The organism is Rhodococcus sp. 14-2470-1b, assembly GCF_002259415.1.
In the GTDB taxonomy this organism is placed as follows: Bacteria; Actinomycetota; Actinomycetes; order Mycobacteriales; family Mycobacteriaceae; genus Rhodococcoides.
Map to the genome: position 1 here is coordinate 12,347 of NZ_NPFY01000038.1, position 15,997 is coordinate 28,343.

Annotated in this window: 14 protein-coding genes and 1 pseudogene; 11 read left to right on the top strand and 4 right to left on the bottom strand. The window is 65.1% G+C overall.

Annotated features, from left to right (window positions below):
• The first annotated feature begins 387 nt into the window (after nt 1-387).
• Complete coding sequence (locus CH293_RS26050; RefSeq protein ID WP_032364250.1) at nt 388-618, top strand: heavy-metal-associated domain-containing protein; 231 nt, start codon at nt 388-390, stop codon at nt 616-618.
• A 34-nt stretch (nt 619-652) separates the two neighbouring features.
• Nucleotides 653-2,821, top strand: a complete 2,169-nt coding sequence (locus CH293_RS26055) for a heavy metal translocating P-type ATPase (RefSeq protein ID WP_094622984.1) — start codon at nt 653-655, stop codon at nt 2,819-2,821.
• A 106-nt stretch (nt 2,822-2,927) separates the two neighbouring features.
• On the opposite strand, the gene CH293_RS26060 is transcribed toward CH293_RS26055, so the two are convergent.
• Complete coding sequence (locus CH293_RS26060) at nt 2,928-3,554, bottom strand: DUF305 domain-containing protein (protein WP_032370902.1); 627 nt, start codon at nt 3,552-3,554, stop codon at nt 2,928-2,930.
• Nucleotides 3,555-3,639: 85 nt separating this feature from the next.
• Nucleotides 3,640-4,062 (bottom strand): hypothetical protein, encoded by a 423-nt coding sequence (locus CH293_RS26065; protein WP_032370903.1) that lies wholly within the window; start codon nt 4,060-4,062, stop codon nt 3,640-3,642.
• Nucleotides 4,063-4,358: 296 nt separating this feature from the next.
• Here CH293_RS26065 and CH293_RS26070 point away from each other — a divergent pair, with 296 nt between their 5' ends.
• The 9 genes and pseudogenes from CH293_RS26070 (at nt 4,359) to CH293_RS26110 (ending at nt 14,289) form a co-directional block, all read left to right on the top strand.
• Nucleotides 4,359-6,038 (top strand): Mu transposase C-terminal domain-containing protein, encoded by a 1,680-nt coding sequence (locus tag CH293_RS26070; protein WP_032386874.1) that lies wholly within the window; start codon nt 4,359-4,361, stop codon nt 6,036-6,038.
• 4 nt (nt 6,039-6,042) lie between these two features.
• Nucleotides 6,043-6,980, top strand: a pseudogene (locus CH293_RS26075) (TniB family NTP-binding protein).
• The gene (locus CH293_RS26080) at nt 6,977-8,209 is read left to right on the top strand and encodes a TniQ family protein (protein ID WP_176456963.1); all 1,233 of its coding nucleotides are present in this window, start codon (nt 6,977-6,979) and stop codon (nt 8,207-8,209) included. Before CH293_RS26075 ends, CH293_RS26080 begins: the two are co-directional and overlap by 4 nt.
• Before the next feature lie 204 nt (nt 8,210-8,413).
• Nucleotides 8,414-9,586: a site-specific integrase gene (locus CH293_RS26085; RefSeq protein WP_027494235.1), complete on the top strand. Its 1,173-nt coding sequence runs from the start codon at nt 8,414-8,416 to the stop codon at nt 9,584-9,586.
• A gap of 101 nt (nt 9,587-9,687) precedes the next feature.
• The gene (locus CH293_RS26090) at nt 9,688-10,677 is read left to right on the top strand and encodes a hypothetical protein (protein ID WP_052059180.1); all 990 of its coding nucleotides are present in this window, start codon (nt 9,688-9,690) and stop codon (nt 10,675-10,677) included.
• A 259-nt stretch (nt 10,678-10,936) separates the two neighbouring features.
• Nucleotides 10,937-11,923, top strand: a complete 987-nt coding sequence (locus tag CH293_RS26095) for a DUF302 domain-containing protein (protein ID WP_080729192.1) — start codon at nt 10,937-10,939, stop codon at nt 11,921-11,923.
• Nucleotides 11,924-12,475 (top strand): sigma-70 family RNA polymerase sigma factor, encoded by a 552-nt coding sequence (locus tag CH293_RS26100; protein WP_027494238.1) that lies wholly within the window; start codon nt 11,924-11,926, stop codon nt 12,473-12,475.
• A complete protein-coding gene (locus CH293_RS26105) occupies nt 12,472-13,149 on the top strand; it encodes a zf-HC2 domain-containing protein (RefSeq protein WP_094721876.1) in 678 nt (225 codons plus the stop codon). Before CH293_RS26100 ends, CH293_RS26105 begins: the two co-directional genes overlap by 4 nt.
• A 504-nt stretch (nt 13,150-13,653) precedes the next feature.
• Nucleotides 13,654-14,289, top strand: a complete 636-nt coding sequence (locus CH293_RS26110; protein WP_051364861.1) for a uracil-DNA glycosylase — start codon at nt 13,654-13,656, stop codon at nt 14,287-14,289.
• A 31-nt stretch (nt 14,290-14,320) separates the two neighbouring features.
• On the opposite strand, the gene CH293_RS26115 is transcribed toward CH293_RS26110, so the two are convergent.
• Both CH293_RS26115 and CH293_RS26120 read right to left on the bottom strand, forming a co-directional pair.
• Nucleotides 14,321-14,668, bottom strand: a complete 348-nt coding sequence (locus tag CH293_RS26115) for a hypothetical protein (RefSeq protein ID WP_051364864.1) — start codon at nt 14,666-14,668, stop codon at nt 14,321-14,323.
• Nucleotides 14,669-14,763: 95 nt separating this feature from the next.
• Nucleotides 14,764-15,936 (bottom strand): TDT family transporter, encoded by a 1,173-nt coding sequence (locus CH293_RS26120; RefSeq protein ID WP_080729195.1) that lies wholly within the window; start codon nt 15,934-15,936, stop codon nt 14,764-14,766.
• Nucleotides 15,937-15,997 lie beyond the last annotated feature (61 nt).

The following is a 15,997-nucleotide window of genomic DNA, read 5'->3' on the forward strand; positions in this document are numbered from 1 at the left end:
CCCGAAACTGTTGCAACAGAACAGCTCTGTCAGTGCCCAATTGTCATACTCGCCGTCATACGGATAGAACCGTCGGTGGACCACCACTACCCGCCGAAATCGCCGAGCAGGCGGTGCAATCGTCCTCACCGCCCTGCAAACAATCGACCACGCTCGCAGTGAGCCAGCCGATGGGGGTCGATCAAGCGCCGCCGGTAGGCCGGTCCACTGACTCCAATACGTCCGCGAGCATCGGAACGTCCCAGTCGCGATCGTCGAGATCCGCGATAGCCCTCGCCGTCAGATCGTTGAATGCTGTCCCCCTTCCAAGCAATACGGGGAGGGGGTATGGTCCGAGTCGTCGCTAGGTACCCCCTGGGGGTATTATTCAGGATGAAGGAGTACCTCATGATCACCACGAATTACCGAGTCACCGGCATGACCTGCGGACACTGCGAGGCGTCGGTCCGGGAAGAAGTCGGTGCTGTGGCCGGGGTCGACACGGTCGAAGCATCGGCGTCGGCGGGGACGCTGACGGTGACGAGCGCCGACGAGCCCGACCACGCCCAGGTCGTCGCTGCCGTTCGCGATGCCGGCTACACAGCCGAACCGCAACCCGCAGATTCACGCACCGCGTAGCCGCTGAACTCGGCGGAGAGAAGGATTTACCGCGATGAACAACCACACACATGCCGATGTCGGCGTGGCCGAGACAGCGGGCACACAGTCGGGCCACGACCCGTCTGGACACAGCGCAGCCCACACCGGACACGGCGAGCAGACTGAACACGAAGGCCATACCGGGCACGGTGGCCATGCCGGTCACGGCGATCACGTCGGCATGTTCCGTCGCCTGTTCTGGGTCATGCTGGTCCTCGCCGTTCCGGTGATCGTTGCCTCGAACATGTTCGCGATGCTCCTCGGATACTCGCTGCCCGACGCAGCGTGGATCGCCTGGGTCTCCCCGGTGCTGGGCACCGTGATGTATGCCTGGGGCGGTTCCCCGTTCCTCACCGGCGCGGTGAGTGAAATCCGTTCACGTGCACCGGGAATGATGCTGCTCATCGCCCTCGCGATCACCGTCGCATTCGTCGCGTCGATGGGAGCGAGCCTGGGCCTGCTCGATCATCAGCTCGACTTCTGGTGGGAACTGGCGCTGCTGATCGTGATCATGTTGCTCGGGCACTGGATCGAGATGAGATCCCTCGCGCAGACCACCTCCGCTCTGGACTCGTTGGCGGCGTTGCTCCCGGATGTCGCCGAACGCGTCGACGGCGACGATGTGGTGCCGGTGTCCCCGGCCGAGCTGGAGCTCGGTGATGTCGTTGTCGTCCGCCCCGGCGGCCGAGTACCGGCGGACGGCACCATCGTCTCCGGATCGGCGAGCATGGACGAATCGATGATCACCGGCGAATCACGCACCGTCCGCCGCAGCGACGGCGACCACGTCGTCGCCGGCACGGTAGCCACCGACTCCGGTCTGCGCGTCCAGGTCACCGCAGTAGGGGAGGACACCGCCCTCGCCGGCATCGGCCGCTTGGTCGCCGACGCCCAGAACTCGACCTCGCGCGCTCAGCGCATCGCCGACACGGCCGCCGGTTGGCTGTTCTGGTTCGCTCTCGGTGCCGCGATCATCACCGCCGCTGTGTGGACTCTGGTCGGGATGCCCGACGACGCCGTCATCCGCACCATCACCGTGTTGGTCATCGCCTGCCCGCACGCACTCGGACTGGCGATTCCGCTGGTGGTCTCCATCGCCACCGAACGCGCCGCCCGCGGCGGTGTCCTGGTCAAGGACCGGCTCGCACTCGAAACCATGCGCACGGTGGACACCGTGCTCTTCGACAAGACCGGGACCCTCACCAAGGGTGAACCCACCGTCACCGCAATCGAGGTGACAGACGGGCGCACCGCCGACAACGTCCTCGCGCTGGCCGCTGCCGCAGAAGCCGACTCAGAACATCCCCTGGCTCGCGCCATCGTTGCGGCCGCACGCGCGCGGAACCTGACCGTCCCGGCTGCAGCAGACTTCCAGTCGTCTCCCGCCGTCGGGGTCTCTGCGGACGTCGACGGCACCCGCGTGCAGGTCGGCGGGCCCGCGCTGCTCGAGCAGGAGCGCGGATCCGAACTTGCTGTCGCCGACCGGTGGCGGGGCGACGGGGCGATCATCCTGCACGTCCTCGCCGACGGGGCCGTGATCGGTGCCCTCGCGCTCGCCGACGAGATCCGGCCCGAATCCCGCACGGCAGTCGATGCGCTCCACGCTCGGGGTATCGCGGTGGTGATGATCACCGGTGATGCCGATGCCGTCGCGCAGTCCGTCGCGACCGAGCTCGGTGTGGACCGCTACTTCGCGGGGGTGAAACCGGAAGACAAGTCCCACAACGTTGCTGAACTTCAACAGGAAGGGCGCACGGTGGCGATGGTCGGTGACGGAGTCAACGACGCACCGGCTCTGGCGCAGGCCGATGTCGGTATCGCTATCGGCGCGGGTACCGACGTTGCTATCGCGTCGGCCGGAGTGATCCTCGCCAGCGACGACCCGAGGTCGGTGTTGTCGGTGATCGAACTCTCGCGGGCCTCGTACCGGAAGATGAAGCAAAACCTCTGGTGGGCAGCGGGATACAACCTCATCTCAGTTCCGCTCGCGGCAGGAGTGCTCGCGCCGGTCGGGTTCGTGCTGCCCATGTCGATCGGCGCGATCCTGATGTCGCTGTCGACGATCATCGTCGCCGCGAACGCGCAGCTGCTTCGGCGACTCGACCTCACGCCCGACACCATCACCGGAGCGGTGAACGAGGGGAGTTCCAATTCTCCGTCGCAGCGCACACCGTCACTGTGAGAGCTGATCTCGTACCGGAAACGCAGCCCTGACGACTGCGAAGCGCTGATGGCCGCACCCTCTCCGCCGGAGAGGATGCGGCCATCGTTGTGTATAGCGGACCAGGTCAGCCGAGCAGCCGCTGCATGGTCTCGATTTCCTGCTGCTGGGTGGCGACGATGGTGCGGGCCATCTCCAGGGCGTCAGGGTTGGAACCGTCTGCGATTTCGGTGTTCGCCATCTCGATGGCACCGGTGTGGTGGGCGATCATCATCGTCAACCACTGGCGGTCGAATTCGGGTCCCGACGCTGCCATCAACGCGTCCATGTCCTGAGCGGTCATCATGCCGCTGTCGGAGCTGTGGTCCATCCCGCCCATCTGACTCATGTCAGCCGAGGGCGCGGGCTTACCCCACTCGGTGAGCCAGGTGGTCATCTGGTCCATCTCGGGCTGCTGTGCGCCGGCGATCGCCGATGCCAGCGACAGCACGTCCGGGTTGTCGGTGCGGCCGTTCGCCATGTCGGCCATCTCGACTGCTTGGGCGTGGTGCGGATACATCATCTGCGCGAACATCACGTCGGCATCGTTGAACTCTGCGGACGCGCTTGCTTGGGCCGAGGACATCGGTGCGGAGGACATCGAGCCCATGGAGTGCCCGTCCATCGACGACTCGGTCGAGTCGTTGCTACAGCCGACGACGAGGAACGCGCTGGCGGCGGCGGCAGCGAGTGAAGCCATGACTTTGGTACGCATGTGGAATCTCCTTGCAAGAGTGGACAATCAGGGGTGTGTGACGTGTTTCGGTCCGCCGGTCGACGCGCGTCTACCGGGCTCCCTGTCACACTCGCAAGGTCACCGATCTGTCCAACTCCCACAACGTCCACGGCGGTGCACGTTCGAGCGTGGAATCGGTGCATCCGACGGTCCGGTTGAGTAGCGTCGGTACTGGATCGATGGCTGCGCTCAACGCCGGGACCGTCAGCGCGGGCGACGACACCGTCGTGCCCACACAAGGGTGCATCATTTGGTGGGCCGTCGGGCAGTCGTGCTCCCCGGCCATCACCGGAACCGACATAGTTTCGGACATATGAAGCGGCGTCGCCATCGAGGCACGGCCGCCGTTCAACGACATCGAGCCGGTTACGGACATCGACATCGGTGTCACCGAATGCATCAACAGGACACCGAACACCGTCAGTGCAATTAGCAGACCGGTCACCGAGGCCGTGCCCCGTCGACCACGTCTGACTGCCAATTGCATGCCCTTGACGGTAGCAGAGATACCCCCCAGGGGTAATGGCGAACCAGGGGATCGCCCGCCCTCCGCTGTCGGGCAGAGGCCGAATCTCTGGGAAACGCCGCCCCAGTTAAGGAGCTGTGCACTCGACTTCTGAACCAGTGCAGCTCACTTCTGAATCTGACAATCTGTCAGTTTCAGAAGACGGCTGCACTCATTGCAGGCGTTACGAGGGTGAGTGCACGTGTCTTCTGACATTCTGATGTCAAAAGTGCGGTGCACGGTCGCATGTTCGGCTCTCGGTGACAGGGAGGCTTGTGATGGACCCCGACAAGCTCGACGTCGTGGAGACCGGTGTGCTGACAGCGTCGGGGGAGCGGTGGTCCCAGGCCGAGACCCGTTTCGCTGTCCTGGCTCCCTTGCTGGAGATGCATCCGGTGCGTTCGGAAGCGGTCGACGCTGCAGCGCAGCGCTTGGGACTGTCCAGGCGGCAGGTCTACACGTTGGTCGGCAGGCTCAGGAACGGGACGGGGACGGTCACCGATCTTCTGACGAAGGTCTCGTCGGGTGGGCGTGGCCGCAGCCGAGTATCCGCTGAGGTCGAGGAAGTGATCGCCGACCATCTGACTCGATACTTTCTTCACCGTCAGAAGCTCAGTGTCGCTGCGCTGCATAGACGTATCGCATTGGCCTGTCACCGTGCGGGTCTGCCTGTGCCGGCCAGGAACACCGTCACCGCGCGTATCGCCGGCCTCCATCCGGCGTCGGTGGCCAGGTCACGCGGGGGACCCGATGCCGCCCGGCCGCGTCAGTCCGCCGGCGACGTTCCACCGGCGGTTGCGGGGATTCTCGATCAGGTCCAGATCGACCACACCGTCGTCGATGTGATGATCGTCGACGAGTACGAGCGTCAAACGATAGGTCGCCCCTACTTGACGATCGCCATCGATGTCTTCAGCCGTACCGTCCTCGGGTTCGTCGTCACTCTGGAGGCACCGTCAGCCGTATCTGCTGGGTTGTGCCTGGGCCGGGTGTGCAGCGAGAAGCAGACGTGGCTCGAAGCATGCGAGCTGGCCGAACAGGTGCAATGGCCGATGGCAGGCAAGCCGAAGCGGTTATACCTCGACAATGCCGCCGAGTTCAAAAGCGAAGCGTTACGCCGCGGATGCGCCCAGCACGCGATCACCCTCGAATACCGTCCACCGGGCCGGCCGCATTACGGCGGGATCGTCGAACGCATTCTCGGAACGGCGATGACGGCTGTGCACGAGCTACCCGGGACCACTTTTTCGAACCCCGCGGACCGAGGAAATTACGACTCGGACAAGCACGCCGCGTTGACATTGCGCGAGTTGGAGCGCTGGCTGGTTCTGGCGATAGCCTCGTATCACGCGAGCGTGCATTCAGGGATCGGGAACACTCCGGCCGCCGTGTGGGCCGGCGGTGTCGCCGCAGCTGGTCATGCCCATCGTGTGGTGCTCGGCGAGACCGCGTTCCTGGTGGACTTTCTTCCCGTCATCCGGCGACGTCTGACGCGCACGGGCTTCGTTCTCGATCACGTGCACTACTTCTCGAACGCGCTCAAACCGTGGGTTGCGCGGCGAGAGGAGTTGGGGCGGTTCGTGATAAGACGTGACCCACGCGATCTGAGCAGAATCTGGGTCCTCGAACCAGACGGTGCAGGCTATGTCGAGGTGCCGTACCGGACGATGTCACATCCCGCGGTGACACTGTGGGAGCACAGAGCTGCTATCGCCCGTCTCCGCGAACAAGGTCGGTCGAACGTTGATGAGAGCGCACTGTTTTCGATGATCGAGCAGATGCGTGAGGTCACCGACCGCTCGCAGAAAGCCACCCGCAAAGCCCGGCGCAACCGTGCCCGCCGCACGCATCTCACCGGCGCCGCGTCTGCACCGATCCCGGCGATCCACCCGCCGGTGGAGCCTGAAACGGACGGCGGCACCGCAACGCCGGTCTTCAGCGACATCGAGGAATGGTGAGCCGATGACCGCATCGAAAGGAAGCAGCAACGAACCCACCGAGTCGTCCAGCGAGGATTTGGGGCACCTGCGGGAGTCGGTTCGACCGCTCACCGCACTCGACGACGCGGAGCGGATCCGGTTGATCCGGTCGGAGAGATGGACGGGTATCCGCAGGCCCGTACGGTCATCGACCATCTGGAGACGTTGCTGTCGTGGCCGGACCGACAGCGTATGCCGAACCTACTGTTGCTCGGTCCGACGAACAACGGCAAGTCGATGATCATCGAAAAGTTCCGGCGCACTCATCCGCCGATCAGCTTGTCCGACCGCGAGCAGATACCGGTGTTGTGCATGCAGATGCCCCCGGACCCGTCACCCGGCCGGTTCTACCTCGCACTGCTCACAGCGTTGGGAACACCGACCAGGCCCCGCAATCGGGTCCACGAACTCGAACAGCAAGCATTGATGCTGCTCCGCGCCACCGGCGTGAAGATGTTGATCATCGACGAGCTCCACAATGTTCTCGCCGGCCGCGACAACGTCCGCCGCGAATTCTTGAACGTGCTGCGATTCCTGGGCAACGAACTACGCATTCCTCTTGTCGCTGTCGGAACCCGCGACGCCTACCTCGCCATCCGGACCGATCCCCAGCTGGAGAACCGATTCCACCCCATGACTTTGCCGGTCTGTACCAACACTGCCGACACCAGATCACTGCTGGCCAGCTTCACCACGAGCTTCCCCCTCCGTAAACCCTCGCACCTGACATCACCGGAGATGACCGACTACCTCCTCACTCGCTCCGAGGGCACCATCGGTGAACTGACAACGCTGCTCACTGCCGCAGCAGTGACCGCCGTCGACAGCGGAGAGGAAGCGATCACCTCATCGGTGCTCACGCGCACTCTGTACCTCGGTCCCACCGAGCGGCGCCGCCAGTTCGAGCGCCACCTCGCGTGAACGCGCGGCTCGCACCGATGCCCGGTGATGCGTACGTTCGCCCGTGGCCGCTGCATCCGCAGCCACTGCCAGGTGAGGCCCTCTCGTCCTGGGTGGCCCGGATATGCGAGCTGTATCCGCACATCAAGCCTTCTGACCTGCTTGCAGACCTCGATATCGATTGTGCTGTCGAGGATCTCGACCGCTACACACCGGAGCCGATACTTATCGAGCTGGCCGGTCGCGGCGCAGTCCCGGTAGAGAGGGTGCGGATGATGACGTTGGCGGGGTGGACACCGTGGTTGCTCGACAGCACCGACCCCGCCGACTGCGACTTCGACACCTACGTCCACCAGTTCTCGATCCTGCTACCGGCCGACCTCGCGAGGGAGGATCGACGACGTCGCACACCCACGAGCGAGGCATGGTTGCCGTGGGCGAGCACTCCGCGTAGTCGGGCATGCCCGGCATGTGTCGACAGCCTCGAATCCACTGCTGGTATCAACATGGCTCTGCTGCAGCAATATCCGGTGCTGAGCAGCTGCCTCGACCACCGTTGTCGACTCGAACCCTGCTCTGTTTTCCCTGGTCATGCGATCTTCTGGGATCAGGTCCGGTTCGGTTCGGACGAACGGGTCTCGCCCGTTCCGGTTCCCTCGGCGGTCACGGACCTCGATCGGCGCAGCACCGAGGCCCTGACGACGGGATGGGTGGAACTCGGCCCAGGCCGGGTACATGCCGCAGTCTGGTTCCGACTGCTGCGCACCGTCGTCGACGAAGTGTCCTCACCACTGGTTCGCACCGGACGGTGGGCGACGAGACTCGTTGCGATCTGGAAGGCCGCCGGTCGTTCCCGCCCGCTCCGGACCGCGTGGGTTCCGTTCGAGGACCTGCACTGGGACGAGCAGGCGAAAGTCCTCGAGGCCGCAGCGATCGGCATTGCGATGGTCGAGAGCGGTGAGATCGACGCCGGCGGTGCGCACGCATCTCTGCTGAGCCCACGACCGTATGAGCCGGTCGATCCCGGGACAGCTCCGACGCGCTCGTCTTATCCCGCACCCGAGCGCGATTTATGGGCTGACGCGCACGCTGCGGCCGAGGCCGCCATCGCGGCAGCGCGCGTCGATCCCGCATCCGCCAGTTCGTTGTACAACTTCCTGCGCTGGGGGTGCCGCACCGCAGCGGAGCTGGATGAGACGGTGCAACTGTTCCTCGACCACGGGATCCCGCTGCACCATCCGCCGACATAGCTATCGCCCGATGGAGCGGGGTCGTCCGCGGCGCACACGCGGCGACAGCCGAGAAGCCCGTTTTCGCGCCCGGGTCATAGTCACCAACGTTATCTGTGCGGTGACCGACGAGAATTTTCCTTCCCGCACCGTCTCCGCGGAAACGCCTGCTCAGCGTGCTTTCGGCCTGAGAAGTCTGTCGGGAGGGCCCGCTACAGTCCAGCCATGACAGATCGCCAGCTCGTAGACGGCCCGACCACGATCCCGGCTGTCGTGCCGGGTGCCGCGGCGGTGTTTCCAGACCTACCGCCCGAGGTTGCTGCTCGGATCGAGCGTTCCATGGCCGCGTCCCGCTCGACCGGTACCCGCCGGGCCTACACCTCGGCGTGGCGACGCTTCGAGACCTGGTGCACCGTCGCCGGGCACCACGCGTTGCCGGCGCATCCCGCGACAGTGGCGGCCTACCTCGTCGCCGCGGCCGACACGCTCACCGTCGACGGGACGCGGGCGTACGCGGCCGCGACGTTCGGCAAGTGGATTGCGGCGATCGCCGACCGCCACCGCGCTACCGGACACGACAACCCGTGCGGGCACGAGATGGTGCGCGCCACCCTCGCCGGTATCCGGCGGGACTACGCGTCGGCGGGGGAGCGGCCCCGCAACCCGCGCGCACCGCTGCTGACCTCCGACATCACCACGATCGTCGACCACGCCCGACGCACTACAGCGGGGTGGGCGTCGGAGGTGCTCGAACGCCGCGACACCGCGCTGCTGCTGATGGGATACACCGGCGCATTTCGACGCAGCGAACTCGTAGCGCTGGAATGCCGCGATGTGCGCCGCGACCGTCTCGACGGTGCGCACGTACGGATCCGAAGATCGAAGACCGACCAGGACGGAACCGGCATCGGAACGGTGAAAGCGCTTCCGTTCACCGACTGCCACGAATCCTGCCCGGTCTGCGCGTGGGTGCGATGGCTGCAGATCGTCGCCGCGTTCGACACCGGGGGCAGAGCCGCCGTCATTCGACTGCTTTCTCGCGCAGCACAATTCGACTCCCATCTCTGCCGCGGCACCCTGCCGACCGCCGAGAAACGGTCGCCGCTGTTCCGGTCTGTCCGCAAGAACGGCAACCTCTCCGACACTGTGTTGTCCGGGGCAGCGGTCCATGCGGCGATCCGCCGCCGCGCAGCTCACGCCGGGTACGACCCCGAGACTGTCATGCAGCTCGGCGGCCATTCCCTGCGGGCAGGATTCGTCACCCAAGCCTTCCGTAACGGTGCCGATGCACATGCGATCATGCGCCAGACCGGGCACACCACACCCGCAATGGTCGAGACATATGCCCGCGAGCACGCCCCTCTGGTCGGCAACGCGGTCACCGAACTCGGTCTATGACCGGGCGTGTGACTTCACCCGTGAACGCCGATAGGGCGACCGGGGTAGATGCTGACCACGACGACTGCACCGGTTCGATTCGACCAGCGGATATCACGAACGTGGCGGTGCCGAAGCGGGATCGGCACACGTGGTCACTGTTCGAGGACTGGTGCACCGCCCATGACGAAACACCACTGGCGGCCTCCCCGGATTCACTTGCTCGGTTCCTCTCGGCGCACCCCGCGGCGTCCACGACCCAGCGCCGCCGGATCGCGGTGATCGACGCCGCCCATTCCCGGCACCTGTTACCCCAGCCGGGCCGTGCGGAGGTCGTCCGGGCTGCGCTGGACGTGGCGCGTACGGCGCGCCTGCACGAGCTGGCAGCCGTGATCGGCGGCGTCATCGCGCGCCTCCCCGAATCCGGTTGGCCGTCCGAACTGTTCGCGCGGCGAGACGCCCTCGTCCTGGTCTTTGCCTCGACCGGTCTGCCGTACACCCAGATCGCGGCCCTGCGGCCCTGCGACGTCACCGCCGATCCGAGGATCGATGCCCTTCGTATCGACACAGGCCGCGGCGTTCGCACCGTCACTCCTCTCGCACTGATGGAGACGGGTATCTCGCCGCGGACGGTGTTCCAGCGCTGGTTGGAGGTGCTGGGCCATCACACGCGGTACCCGAACACTCGAATGCTCGCCGACGCTCTCGATGCCGTGGGCGGTACCGGGCTCAGCGGATTCGACCGGTACGTCGATCCGGCCGGTCGACAGCCGCTGTCGACCGCAATCGACCGGTGGGGTCACACCCCGCTGACTGCGACTGCACTTACCGCCCATGCGGTCGCCGACATCGTTCGAGCGCACCTGGACGGACGAGCACCTGTGCACCGACACCATTCGGTGCAGGCACGGCAGCCGAGCACAGATCTCGTACCCAAGCCCGCCTCGGCTTCGCTACTCGACCCCGGCTACTACGAACACGGGACTCGGGCACGCCGAGACGCACACCAGCTACTCGGTGGCGTCGATTCGACGCTCGACGACGTCGAAGAGCGTGCGGATTCACTGTTGAAGCGGCTTCTCGAATTCGTCGAGGCAGAAGTGCCGCCGTGAGGTCGGCCGTTCGTGCCGCGAAGATGGTCCCTGCACCCGTTCAGGCCGCTTCTGTGGCGTGGAGACGCTCGACGAGACCGGGGTGAACCGATCGATCAGATCTCCGCTTGCGTGAACTCGACTGTGTCGCCCTCCGGTGCACCGACATTCCGGGAGCAATCGCCGGAGGGAACTTCGGTTCGGGTGAACCCCTCAGGCTCGGTGTGCGTACACCACAGTGAAGCCCACCGCTGGCGTGGGCACGAGGACAGGACACGTGATGAGCACTTCAAGGTTCCGTATGGCAACGTCGCTGCTCGCGTCGGCGGCGGTGATCGCCCTCGCCGGGTGCGGTTCCACCGAACCCACCGGTTCGGTGGCGGTGTCGAGCACTCCGGTGTCCACGTCGGCGGACGCGAAGGCTGCGACACCCGATGTGGCACCGTCCGAACCCGGACTGGTGGTGTACGCCAGTAACTACTCTGTGAGTGACACGGTCTCTCGGGTACAGCGCGCGCTGGAGACGGCGGGAGCTGTGGCAGCCACTGTGGATTTCGAGAAGTTGGCACAGGGAGCAGGTGAGACGATCCGCCCGACCACCGTGGTGATCGGGGGGAATCCGAAAGCGGCGTCGCCGTTGATCGCCGCGGACCAACGGGCCGCGATCGACCTTCCACAGAAGTACCTGGTCTGGCAGGCCGCCAACGGAACGGTGTTTCTGGCATACAACTCCGCCGAGTACATCGCGACGCTCGCAGGCATCCCGGTCTCGTCCGACGCCCTCGACGGACTCCGGGCCGGCTCGGCATCGACCGCGTCCGATGCGACGGGATCCTCGGCGGCCGCCGCAGAGGGCACCGATGTGTCCGCAGCGCCGGGATACCTGGTCGAGAAGACCAGTGATGCATCGGTTGCAGCGTCCATTGCCCGATACGAGGCAGCGTTCGCGGCCAAGAATCAGCCCACAGTCGCAACCGTCGATCTCGCGTCCGCCGCTGCCGAGACACCTCTGAGGCCCACCATGGTCACCTACGTCGGTAATCCTGCGGTCTCGACTGCGCTGGTCGGAGCGCAGCAGACCATGGGGATCGACCTCCCCGCCCGATACGTGGCGTGGCAGGATGCCGAAGGGATCGTTCACGTGGCTCACCCCGATATCCGTGTACTCGCCGCTCGGCATTCGATCTCGCCGACCAATCCTGTTCTCGACATGGTCGCCGCCGCCACGACCGGTTTCACCGATGCCGCTTCCGGCTCGGGCAGTTAGGTGGACGGTGTCGAATCCGGCTCACAGCACAACCACCAGCTCGTCGATGCGTCCGAAGTCGCCATGTCGGCGCTCTTCCGCGAGCACCAGCACGCAGTGACTCGATTCGTCAGCCGCTACACCCAGACCCGCGAGCAGTGTGAGGACATCGTCCAGGAGACGATGTTGCGCGCGTGGCGCGGGATCGACCGCATCGATGTGACGGCAGCATCGACGCGGTCCTATCTCATGACCATCGCGCGAAACGTACTCACCGATCAGTGGCGGGCGAGCACGAGCAGGCCGACTCTCGTCCACGATCAGATCGCACTCGCCGCCGAGTGCATCGACGACGAATTGGGCGGGGTCCTCGACGGGTGGCTCATAGACGAGTCGCTGCGTCGGTTGTCCGAGGAGCATCGAGCAGTCATCGTGCTCATCTACTACGAGGGTCGAACCGTCTCCGAAGTGGCCGCGCACCTCGATATCGCGGTCGGCACGGTCAAGTCCCGCTCCTATTACGCTGTGCGTGCCCTACGCCGGATCTTCGACGAGTTGGGATTGATTCCATGAGCTCAGCGCACGACGAGATCCGACCACTGCTCGGGGCGTACGTACTCGACGGACTCGAGCGCGACGACCGAGCAGCGGTACGACGACACCTCGACGACTGCCTTGCCTGCCGAACCGAAATCGACGTCCTGGCACCCGTCGCAGGAGTGCTTCGACGTCGCAGGCAGCCAGCAGATCTCTCACCGGTGCACTCGAGGGCCGGTGCAGACCAGCGACTCGACCACCTGCTGAGCGCGATGAGGCATCAACGGACCTCCGAGAAGAGGCGGCGGCGAGTGTGGACTGCGGTGTCGGCGACCCTCGTTCTGGGAGTCGCTGCGGCGATCGTCCCGCTCAGTACCCTCGCCCGCTCCGACGATTCGACAACGGTGAACGATGCGGGTGCCCGCCCGCTCGTTCTGTCGAGCACCGTCGGGGCCACAGGTGACCTCGAGCTCACCACGAAAGCCTGGGGCACATCGATCGACGTCGACGTTCAACAACTCCCCGGCGCAGGCATCCTCACTCTGCAAGTGGTCGGCAACGACGGGACTCGACAACAAGCAGCTCAATGGTCGGTCACCGCGAGCCGAGCAGCAGCGGTGACCGGCGCAACGTCCCTTTCTGTCGAGGACATCCACTCGATCGTGATCGACGATCCGGCGGGCAACACGATCGCGCGGGCCTCTCGCTGAGACCGAGTCGTCACGGACACGGGCAGGTTTCGATGCGGTGCCTCGGACAGCGTGTCGGTCGCGTGGCCGCCCGAACGGCTGGACCGCGGTCGAGTGAGATCGGGACGCTGACGACGTACCCCGGATCGACATCCGAGTCCGAACGCGCTGGCTCTGCGTTCGCCGCACCGCATCGGTCCGTCGCTCGTTTTCCGGACTCATTCCAGAAAAGTCGTGCATACTTTCGGTCGGTTCGGTACCCACTGTGGCATATACCAAGGGGGGTATGTAAGTACCCTAGGGGGTATCCGACCTGATCTGGAATCGAAGTCGATGAGAAGACGGGTGCAATAGGCACCACACGGCCTGTCGTGGTTATCTCATAGGTGTGTTCAGGCAGCGGAGTCGTCAAACGCTCAGCAGTGGTCGTCGAGGCGAGCCACCGAGAGCTGGCGTCTACGGCTCACGGTGCGTTTCCCCATGGCCAGCAGTACGTGTGGCGTGGGTCAGCAGTGAGTGCGGCGTATGACAGATGATGACGTGTGGTCCGGAAAGCACGCCCGAGCGCACGATGCCCCGGTCCGCTCACTCAATGCGTCGGTGTTGCGATGGAGGATCGACACTGCACGGTCCATTCCACTGTTCGATCCCGACGACGGCGGCGACGCGGCTCGCTGTCTGGTGCTGTTGGAGTCTCCGGGGCCGAAAACGATACGTCCGGGCGGGACCAACATGTGTTCGTTCGACAATCCAGATCGAACGAACCCCGTGCTGAAATCGGTGTTCGCCGACGCGGGTATCGACCGGGTGCAGTGCGTCAAGTGGAATATTGTGCCGTGGGCAGTGCTCGATGACGCCGGTCATCCGGTATCGCCGACGGCATCCGTTCTCGGTGAGGCGGGCCCATATGTCGGCGAGCTTATGGCCTTGCTGCCGAAACTGGAGGTGGTTTTCGTTCTTGGTGCGAAGGCTCTCGATGGCTACATGCGCGTCATCACTGCATCTGCTCCCACCCGCCTCCTCCCGGTGATAGCGGCACCGCACCCCTCGGCTCGCAACGCACACGCACCGGCGGCTGCTCGCCAGCGGTTGATCAACGCAGCACTGTCGGTCGCAACGCACCTGGAGAAGGCACCTGAACCCCGCACTGTGCTGAGGTAGGGCGGATCGTGCTGCTGCTGCCTCCGACCGGTCAGTCCTGGTGGGGCTGGCGTTCGCCGGTGTCGGTGTCGATGTCGATCACCTCGTCCGGGCTGTCGGGGTGGTACTGGATGATGTGTGGTTCGGCGGCACCCCGGCGTGCACCGTCTCGATATGAGAACCAACATCCCGCGAACAGCACCACTGTCACGATCGCTGCGACGACGGTCCAGCCCTCGAACCCGCCGGCGAGGGCCGTGAGAAAGGCCCCCGCAGCAGCTGTTCCCGCCATCAGCAACAGCCAGGTCAGATAATTTTCGGTGACTCGTGCCCAGACGCGTCCGCGGCTGCCCCGTCTCGGGGTATCGGAAGTCGGTGTGTCTGCATTCGGTGTGTTCATCGTGATCGTGAGTCCTTTCCGGGGTCAGTGGTCGATTGGATCAACGCTGTTCGTTCGGTATCAGCGTTCCGAGTGGGTACTACCCGGCGGTCGGTTCAGCTGGGTTGAAAAAGTTTTCCTTGCACGCTGCCGCGGAGAGTGTGGGCGGCGACTGTGCCCCAGGCTGCGAGCAAGGCCGCATACAGTCCGATTGCAAGGGCCTCGACCGCGGCCGACCCCAGAGCGCCGCCGAGGGCAGTGGCACCGGTGACGCAGGTGCCGATGGGGAAGGTGAACGACCACCAGGTCAGTGAGAATGTCAGTCCCTTCTGGGCGGCATGGATGGTGAGGGCGGTTGCGAGGGTGAACATCAAGACGCCGAAGCCGCCCATCGTCAGTCCGTACAGAATGCCGAACACGTGCAGGCCGGTTGCGACGGAGGCGGTCTCGCCGGTGAACACCAAGGGTGCATCGTTGCCGAGCAGGTTCGCGGCGGTGATCGATTGACCGATCATGCCGAGGGTGATCCACACCGTCGGTGCTGCCTGGACCGGCGGGATTCCGCCGTGGACGAGCCGTCCGTAGATGAGCGTCATGGTCAGCATTCCGATGATCAGTGACAGCCCGAACATCGCGTAGCAACCGGACAGCATGGCCAGGCGCCATTGCCCATCCGCGATATGAGGGAGCAGCAGCGCACCGGTGGAGGCGGACACCATCGGCGGTACGACGGGCATCAACCACGCCGGGAGTGCGACGGCGGTCTGGTGATCGTGGGCGGTGATCATCAGGTAGGGCACGAGAATGCTGGTGATCAGCCCGAGGGCTGTGCCAGCGGTCCACAGGACGGCAAAAATCACGGTTGCGGGCGCCGCTCCGATGACGTCTTTGCCCAGCAGCATCGTCCCGGCACCGACGGTCAGCAGCGCCATGGGGGGTGCGCCGTAGAACTGCACCATCACCGGATGCGCGGCGTGCTCACGCGCATACTGCCGGTGTCGGATCCAGTGCACTGCGAAGGCACCGGAGAGTGTGATCAAGGCGACCGACGCTGCGATCCACACGATCGTTGCGAACACGTGCAGTCCGGGGATGTGGGCGGGCAGGGTGGCGGCGGCGTTGGCGACGATACCGGTGCCCATGACCGAGGCGAACCAGTTGGGGGTGATGTGTTCGAAGATCTGGCTCGGGTGGTCGAGGTCGGAGAGCACCGGCCACTTGCGCGGCCGCTCGGTATCGTCGCCGCGCCGAGACGTGATGGAGGAGCGGTGCAGAGCTGTCGTGGTCATGACTTCCAGCGTCCTCGCACACAGTCGTCACCGGTAGACACCGATTACCTGGCCGGTCCCA

Bases quoted from the DNA above. Each gene is read 5' to 3' on its own strand.
- CH293_RS26050 (WP_032364250.1), top strand. From the start codon at position 388: ATGATCACCACGAATTACCGAGTCACCGGCATGACCTGCGGACACTGC.
- CH293_RS26095 (WP_080729192.1), top strand. From the start codon at position 10,937: ATGAGCACTTCAAGGTTCCGTATGGCAACGTCGCTGCTCGCGTCGGCG.
- CH293_RS26120 (WP_080729195.1), bottom strand. From the start codon at position 15,936: ATGACCACGACAGCTCTGCACCGCTCCTCCATCACGTCTCGGCGCGGC.
- CH293_RS26105 (WP_094721876.1), top strand. From the start codon at position 12,472: ATGAGCTCAGCGCACGACGAGATCCGACCACTGCTCGGGGCGTACGTA.
- CH293_RS26065 (WP_032370903.1), bottom strand. From the start codon at position 4,062: ATGCAATTGGCAGTCAGACGTGGTCGACGGGGCACGGCCTCGGTGACC.
- CH293_RS26085 (WP_027494235.1), top strand. From the start codon at position 8,414: ATGACAGATCGCCAGCTCGTAGACGGCCCGACCACGATCCCGGCTGTC.
- CH293_RS26110 (WP_051364861.1), top strand. From the start codon at position 13,654: ATGACAGATGATGACGTGTGGTCCGGAAAGCACGCCCGAGCGCACGAT.
- CH293_RS26055 (WP_094622984.1), top strand. From the start codon at position 653: ATGAACAACCACACACATGCCGATGTCGGCGTGGCCGAGACAGCGGGC.
- CH293_RS26060 (WP_032370902.1), bottom strand. From the start codon at position 3,554: ATGCGTACCAAAGTCATGGCTTCACTCGCTGCCGCCGCCGCCAGCGCG.
- CH293_RS26115 (WP_051364864.1), bottom strand. From the start codon at position 14,668: ATGAACACACCGAATGCAGACACACCGACTTCCGATACCCCGAGACGG.
- CH293_RS26070 (WP_032386874.1), top strand. From the start codon at position 4,359: ATGGACCCCGACAAGCTCGACGTCGTGGAGACCGGTGTGCTGACAGCG.